Annotated in this window: 6 protein-coding genes; 1 reads left to right on the top strand and 5 read right to left on the bottom strand. The window is 63.0% G+C overall.

Going from position 1 to position 7,169, the window contains the following annotated elements; translation table 11 throughout:
* Positions 1-772: 772 nt before the first annotated feature.
* From IPM60_16975 to IPM60_16955, 5 genes are all read right to left on the bottom strand, one after another.
* The gene (locus tag IPM60_16975) at positions 773-982 is read right to left on the bottom strand and encodes a hypothetical protein (protein MBK8909496.1); all 210 of its coding nucleotides are present in this window, start codon (positions 980-982) and stop codon (positions 773-775) included.
* 1,186 nt (positions 983-2,168) lie between these two features.
* Positions 2,169-2,534 carry an efflux RND transporter permease subunit gene (locus IPM60_16970; GenBank protein MBK8909495.1) on the bottom strand — a complete coding sequence of 122 codons (366 nt, stop codon included), beginning with the start codon at positions 2,532-2,534 and terminating at the stop codon, positions 2,169-2,171.
* Positions 2,535-3,259: 725 nt separating this feature from the next.
* Positions 3,260-4,039: an efflux RND transporter permease subunit gene (locus IPM60_16965; protein MBK8909494.1), complete on the bottom strand. Its 780-nt coding sequence runs from the start codon at positions 4,037-4,039 to the stop codon at positions 3,260-3,262.
* Between the two features lie 253 nt (positions 4,040-4,292).
* Positions 4,293-5,684 (bottom strand): HAMP domain-containing protein, encoded by a 1,392-nt coding sequence (locus IPM60_16960; GenBank protein ID MBK8909493.1) that lies wholly within the window; start codon positions 5,682-5,684, stop codon positions 4,293-4,295.
* The gene (locus IPM60_16955; protein ID MBK8909492.1) at positions 5,681-6,400 is read right to left on the bottom strand and encodes a response regulator; all 720 of its coding nucleotides are present in this window, start codon (positions 6,398-6,400) and stop codon (positions 5,681-5,683) included. The genes IPM60_16960 and IPM60_16955 overlap by 4 nt, the downstream gene beginning before the upstream one ends.
* Here IPM60_16955 and IPM60_16950 point away from each other — a divergent pair.
* A complete protein-coding gene (locus IPM60_16950; GenBank protein MBK8909491.1) occupies positions 6,320-7,162 on the top strand; it encodes a hypothetical protein in 843 nt (280 codons plus the stop codon). The genes IPM60_16955 and IPM60_16950 overlap by 81 nt on opposite strands.
* The last annotated feature ends 7 nt before the right edge of the window (positions 7,163-7,169 follow it).

Here is a 7,169-nt window from a genome sequence, read left to right as displayed (position 1 = left end):
GATGACTCGGAGCCGCACGCTTTCGCCGGGCGGAACAGGCTGGTCCAGTTCGTCTCGGGGCCGTGGGCCCTGATCAGATAGGTGCAGATTGGCGCCGGTGATGTCGGCGATGCTCTGCGGGGTCCATCCGCATCTGGCCTCACGCATCGCGGTCCTTGGAGCGTCGCGCCAAGACCCGCAGTGGCGAGGTTCCTCGAAAAGGTCGCCAACAGTGCGTTTCTGGAAGTTGTAGGAGTGACTCATCTTCTTGAGCTGGGCGAACACTCGGTAGGGGTCCTCGAATATCCAGTCGGGGAGCACGGGTACGACCGTCGATCGTGATCGGCGTCTCGGCGATGGTGAGGTCGAATTCATGCGGACCGGTGCGGGGACCGGAGGCCGGCACGGCGCCGGCCACATTGCGCGCCCAGGCCGGAAGCAACCCTTGAGCCGCCAGCAGCAGGCCGGCAGACGACGTGGTCCGCAACAGTCGTCTTCTTGTTATAATGTCAGTTGGTGTTCTTGTTATCATGTCAGTCGGTGCCCTTTCCTAGTGTCATCTCCTGCGTTCGCATTCAGGTCTCCGGCATACGATCGACGGCGTCATTGGGCGACTGAGATCTTCCCTCATCCCGGCCTCGTAGTGGCCCGTGAACGTTGCAGGCGCAGCCCGATGTCAAGGCCGGGTGAACGTCCAGACGACTTCGGCGGACTGCCCGGCTCCAGCAGAACGGGCAGGATCGTGTTGCCGGATGCGGTACGGCGGCCGCCGCCCATGTCCATCTTCATCATGTCACGGTTTATCCGATCTGCCTCCCAGAGCGCGCCGTGCTCCATCATCATCGCCATTTCCCTTCTGATGTTCGGCGTGCATCGCGGCGGTGCCGATGTTGAACTCGTGGACAAGCTCGCCCTTGTTCTTGACGTGGTAGGAAGGCACCGTCTCGCCGGCCTTCAACCTCTTGATCGTCTCCGGCTCGAAGTAGCTGTCCTCCATCGTCACGTCGATGGTTTGTGTGGTTTCCGACGCCTCCGCCGGTCGGCCAAATCTTCTGTCGTGTTCCCTGGCCGCCGGCGGGTGAGCCGGCGGCGAAGGCGCCGTTGATAGGTGAAACGCGCTCGTCACGCCTGCGGTGGTGCGACAACGCCCGGAATAGCAGGGACCGCCAATGGGGCAGGACGTTTTTGTTATTGTCACTCCTCGTTCGATCGCCAGGATGTGTCTAAGTTTGATCTTGTCTTTCCAGCACTCGCTGCACTCTGGTCAAAGCAGGACGCAGATATTTCTGCCGCGGCCGCCAGTGGCGGGCGGCTCGCAGTCTCGCAGATTTAAGACGGAGTTGCTTCGAGAGCTTGTCAGCCAACCGACGGTTTGTGACAAAGTTTGCCGGGTCATCGTCCTTCGGCACCGGCCTTGGCGGGCCGAAGCCGGTGCCGGTCATCTTCACGCCGTGCTTGACGATCCAGAAAGTTTCGCCGGCGCCCACTTTGACCGCCTCCGCCAGGTCGGGCAGGTCGGGCTGCAGGCCCTTCCCCGCTTTCGGACGGCCTGACCCCGGGTGCGCCGTGACACATCACGCAAGTCTCGCTGGAAATGCTCGGCCCTTTGCGAACCTGCCATGACCCTTGTCGAAGCCCGTGGAGCGGTGACTTCGTCGGCGCGCCTGAGTCACCGAATCGTACTTCGTCGTGCAGCGCCCAGCGGATGCCATCGGTAGATTGATCCGATCCGTGGACGCCCTCAGCGCGGTTAGGTCATCGACCATGTGATGCCGTCGTCACCGCGGGCTGAGCGTGGACGTTGACCGGCGAACCAACCGGGATTCTGAGTGACAGGTCGACGCTTTCCGGACACCTTCATGTCCATGGTCATCGACGGCCAACCTGAGCGCAGCGACTGGTTCGTGAGACAGGCTGACGCTGCGGCCGGACTCCGTCCACCGAGTTGACCACGCCGATTGCGGAAACGCCTTCGGATGAAACTGGCTGTTTTCGCGGGATCGGTCATCATCTTGTCGTGAGATCCCATGGTTTTTGGTCGTGGTCTCCCTATCTTCCCCCATCGAGCCGTGGCTGACTACCCGAGCCTTGGTGAGCAGCGGCGACGCGCTGATCAAGGCGGTTGCAGCAATGGCTGCGATCATGAAAGTCCTGTGCATGGTGTCTCTCCTTTCGTTGCATGGGTTTGGTTACTCAGCGGGTGCCGCGCTCGGCACTGACAACGGGATGCGCCTTCGCTCGCGTCGCAGCGCGATGCGCTTCCAGATCAGGAAGACCGCGGGAATGACAAGCAAGGTCAGGATGAGAGCACTGCTCATCCCGCCCACCATCGGCGCAGCGATCCGGCTCATCACCTCTGAACCGGTGCCGTGACCGAACATGATCGGCAGCAGGCCAATGATGATCACCGCCACCGTCATGATGATCGGCCGCACGCGCAGGAGCGCGCCCTCGACGACGGCCTCGCGCAGGTCGTCGTTGGAAAGGGGACGCCCTTCGCGCTCGGCCGCCTCGCGGTGGCGGCCGAGGGCCTGCTCGAGATAGGCGAGCAACACGCTGATCTCCACAGCGTGACGCTGGCGAGCGCGATGGAGCTGACGCCGACGGCGACCGACACTTGTCGTAGTCGAGCTAGCATAACAGCCACACCCCGCTGATGAGCGCGAAACGGCAGGGTGCTGAGAATGATCCTGACGGCGACGAAGCCAGGAAGTGGATGTAGAGGTGCACGACGATGATCGCCAGGGTGACCGGCACGACTAGCCCGAGTCGCCCTCTTTGGCCCGCTCCATGGCTTTCTTCGATACTGTCCCGGACCAGCTAACGGAGTAGCCGGGCGGCAGGTCCAGGCCCTTGGCCACGACTTTGCGCCCTCGGCGACGTAGGGAGCCGAGGTCGCGCCGCGATGTCGCACATAGATCCAGCCGTTGAGCCGCGCGTTCTCGCTGCGGATCATCCCCGGCCCATCGCTTAGGGAGATGCCGGCGAGCTTGCTCCTGGGGGACGTGGGCGCCTGCTCGGCGTCACCACCGGGAGACGCTTCAGGCGATCTTCACTGAATCCCGCACCGCCTGCGGGTAGCGGACGTTGACCGATAGCGCTCGAGGCCTTCGACGCTGGTGGTCACCGTCATGCCGCCGATGGCCGTGCGCACGATTTCCTGAACGTCGGCCACGTTCATGCCGTAGCGGGCGGCCTCGATGCGAACGATGTCGACATCGATGAAGCGTCCGCCGGTAACGCGTTCCGCGTAGACGGGAAAGGGTCCCGTCGACCGGTTTCAGCAGCTCCTCGATGCGGGCACCGATGTCGGCGATCGTATAAAGGTCGGGGCCGGCGACCTTGATCCCCACCGGCGTCTTGATGCCGGTCGCCAGCATGTCGATACGATTTTTGATGGGCATGATCCAGACGTTGGTGAAGCTCGAACCTGACCAGATCGTCCAGTTCCTGCTTGAGGCGATCCATTGTCATGCCGTCGCCACTGATCGCGCGGTTTCAGCTTGATGGTCGTCTCCACTATGGTCAGCGGCGCCGGATCGGTCGCGGTGTCGGGCCCGCCCGGCCTTGTTGTGAGACGACCTCGGACTTCGGGAATTGTCGAGATCAGCTTATTGGTCTGCTGTAGCACTTGCTGCATCTTGCCGATGGGACACCGCCGGATAGGCGCTGGCATGTACAGGGAGATCGCCTCGTCGAGTTCCGGCATGAACTCGGAGCCCAAGCGGGAATGCGGATAGATCATGCTCGCCCCGGCCACCGCGGCGATGATCACCATCAGAATCGGCGCCTTCAAAAGCGCCCGAATGAACGGTTGGTAGGCGGCGATCAACAGCCGGTTGATGGGATTGCGACGCTCAGGCAGGATCCGCCCCCGGATGAAGTAGCCCATCAACACCGGCGTCAGCGTGATCGCCAAAATTGACGCCGCCGCCATGGCATAGGTCTTGGTGTAGGCCAGCGGCTTGAACAGCGCCGATGGGGATGGACCTGATACCGGTCTACGAAGGTGAGGAAAAGGCGTGAAGCACATCGAACGGAAACACAGCATGCGCTCCAACGGTGATCGGGACGGGTTGCCGTTGCCCGCAGTGCAAAAGAATCAAGGCGTCCTCCGATCGCTCGCCGGACCGATGCCGCGTTCTCGTAAAACGCCGCAGCGTCAGCGACAAGCCTCCGCTCAGGTTGTTTTTGCTTATAGCCACTCAATCATAAATATGTGCCGAAGTGTGCCGGCGGCAGAGAATTGTGTGACAAAGTTTGACAGCGCCGACGTTCTTCACTGACGAAGGTCCATTGGGCAGCGGCATAGCCTATTGCGGCAGTTGGATTGTCGCCCGCAGGCCTCCTTCCGGACGATTTGCCAGAGTGACTTCGCCGCCGTGGGCGTGGGCCACGGCTCGGGCCAAGCTCAGGCCGAGGCCGGCGCCTCCCGTCTCTCGGCAACGAGACCGCTCGAGACGATAGAACGGCGCGAACACCTCCTCCAGTTCCGCTTCCGGAATACCCGGGCCGGCATCGTCTACGACAATTTCCAGTCGATGCCCGCGCTCGCGCAACTGCACATGGGCGCTGCCGCCATACTTGACGGCATTGTCGATGACATTGGTGACCGCCCGTTTCAGCGCCAGAGGGCGGCAAGGATACTTGAGCGGAGCCCGCTCCTCGAACATCACCGGCCTTCCCGCGTCCGCCATGTCGTCGCAGATGCTCGCCAGCAGCGATGGCAGATCGACGACCCGGCGCTCCTCCTGTTCCGCATCTGCGCGCGCGAACGCCAGGGTCGAGGCGATCATCGTTTCCATTTCATCGAGAGCGGCCACGATCTTGCGCTTTTCCACTTCGTCGGCGATGGCCTCGGCGCGCAGGCGAAGGAGCGTGATCGGCGTCTTCAAGTCGTGGGAGATTGCCGCCAGCATCCGGGTGCGGGTCTCGATGAGGCGGCGGAGACGCTGCTGCATCTCGTTGAACGCTCGGACCGCCTGCCGGATCTCTACCGGCCCGGTTTCCGCCAGCGGCGGCGCCTTTACGTCGCGGCCCAGTCGTTCCGAAGCTTTCGCCAGTGCCCGGAGCGGTCGCATCATGCGGCGCACCACCCAGAGGGAAAGCAGGGCGACGGCTACTGTCATCAGCGCCGTCGAGAGAACGGCCTGCCTCGACCACATCGATTGGGACGCGGGAAAGGTCGTAGCGAAGTTCACCCAGTCGCCGTTGTCGAGGGGAATGGACGCCCTGAGGGCGTGATTCATCGGCTCGCCCGTCATCATTTGCGCCATATGGGAATGCACCCACGCCATCGGCGTGGGCGTTGCATAGTCCTTGTCAGTTTCGGTGGCTTCGAGCCACTGGACAATCACGCTGGTCGCCTCGGCGTCGACCCGGCGTGCCAGGAAATTGCGGATCAGCGCCGTCCGCCAGTCTTCTTCGGCGGGACGGACGAGCACACTCTCCGGCGTCACGGTTACTTGCAGGGACGGACTGTCGGTCGCGTGGACGATGCGCTCCCGCCACGCCGGCGGCGTTTCCTGCAGGAGTCGCGTAATCGCGGCGATCCGATGCGCCATCTGCTGATCGCCCGCCAGCATCAGTACCTCAGCGCGGTCCCACGAGTAGATTGCCATGCTCAACAGGTGCGAGATGACGAGCCCGACGATCAGCACCAGAACCGTCTGTCCGGCGAGCGTTCTTGGAAACAGGCGCCTCATGGCGACCTGAGTTGTGGCGTGAAGACATAACCGCCGCCCCAGACCGTCTTAATGATTTGCGGGTCTCGCGGGTCGACCTCGATCTTGCGGCGCAGCCGGCTGACCTGAGTGTCGATGCTGCGGTCGAACGGCGCGGCCTCGCGGCCCTGGGTGAGGTCGAGGAGCAGGTCGCGGCTGAGCACCCGCCCCGGATGCTGGACGAAGACTTGCAGCAGGTTGAACTCCCCGGTGCTCAGAGGGACGACGGTACCGTCCTCGGTTTCCAGTTCGCGCCGTGCGGCGTTGAACTTCCACCCTTCGAAATGAGCGATAGGCTCATCCGGCGTGCGCGCTTGCTCAGGAAGGCTTTGCGCTCTTCGTAGCACCGCCCTGACGCGCGCCAGCAGTTCCCGCGGGCTGAAGGGCTTCGGCACATAGTCGTCGGCGCCCATCTCCAGTCCGACGACGCGGTCGGTTTCCTCCCCCATCGCGGTCAACATGACGACCGGGATGTTCGACTTGGCGCGAAGCTCCCGGCACAGTGTGAGTCCGTCCTCGCCTGGGAGCATGAGATCGAGCACGATCAGGTCGATGCGGCTGTTGTCCAGGATTCTGCGCATGGCTTTGCCGTCCGGCGCAGTGCTGACGCGGAAGCCGTGCTCGCCGAGGAATTTCGCCAGCGTCTCCCGAATGTCTTTGTGATCATCGACAACGAGAACGTGCGGTTTGTCGTTCATGGCTCGAAGTATAAAGAGGCAAGATCGGCTCGGATCAAAAAAAATGTCACAGAGTTTGTCGAACCGGCCGAATGCCACACTCTGTCACAACAAAGCGAAGCCCCGAAAAACTTGAGCAACAGATTTGCGGTCTTATTCCATTCGTCGAACCTGAAGAAACAGACGAGAGAGGCAGTGATGCACAACACCCGATCGGTCCCTTCCGTCGCCGCCCTTCTGGGCGTGCTTGCCCTGACACCGAACACCGCCCAGGCCAACCCCGCACATCACGGCGACAGCACGCAGTTGTCGGGGCAGAGCGCAGAGGCCGGTGCCCCCCAGTCTGCTCCCCAGTCGCAGAGCGGCCAGGCCGTCGGCGGCATGATGGGCGGCGGCATGATGGCCCCCGGCGCCGCGCCCGAACCGGGCATGGGGTCCAGCATGATGGGGCCCGATATGATGCGGATGATGCAGATGCACGGGTTGGGCGGCGGCATGATGGGCCCAGGAACTGGGGGTCCGGGGATGATGGGGCTCGGTATGATGTCTGGGGGCCTCGGGCCGTGCGGCGGGATGGCCGGGGACAGGGATCTCTCGGCCGATCAGGTCAAGGACATCCTGGAAGGGCAGCTTGCGTGGCTCGGCAACAAACGCCTCAAGGTCGGCAAGGTCGAGAAGAAGGACGACGACAGCTACCTCGCGGAGATCGTGACGGTCGACGACTCCCTCGTCCAGACACTCGCGATCGATCGTAAGACCGGTGCCATGCGGCCGATTAAGTGATTGCTGC

This window comes from Rhodospirillales bacterium (assembly GCA_016710335.1).
Classification (GTDB): domain Bacteria; phylum Pseudomonadota; class Alphaproteobacteria; order Rhodospirillales; family Defluviicoccaceae; genus JADJXQ01.
The sequence above is the reverse complement of the archived record's forward strand: the minus strand, read 5'-3'. Positions and strand labels throughout refer to the sequence as shown.

Bases quoted from the DNA above. Each gene is read 5' to 3' on its own strand.
- IPM60_16960 (MBK8909493.1), bottom strand. From the start codon at position 5,684: ATGAGGCGCCTGTTTCCAAGAACGCTCGCCGGACAGACGGTTCTGGTG.
- IPM60_16955 (MBK8909492.1), bottom strand. From the start codon at position 6,400: ATGAACGACAAACCGCACGTTCTCGTTGTCGATGATCACAAAGACATT.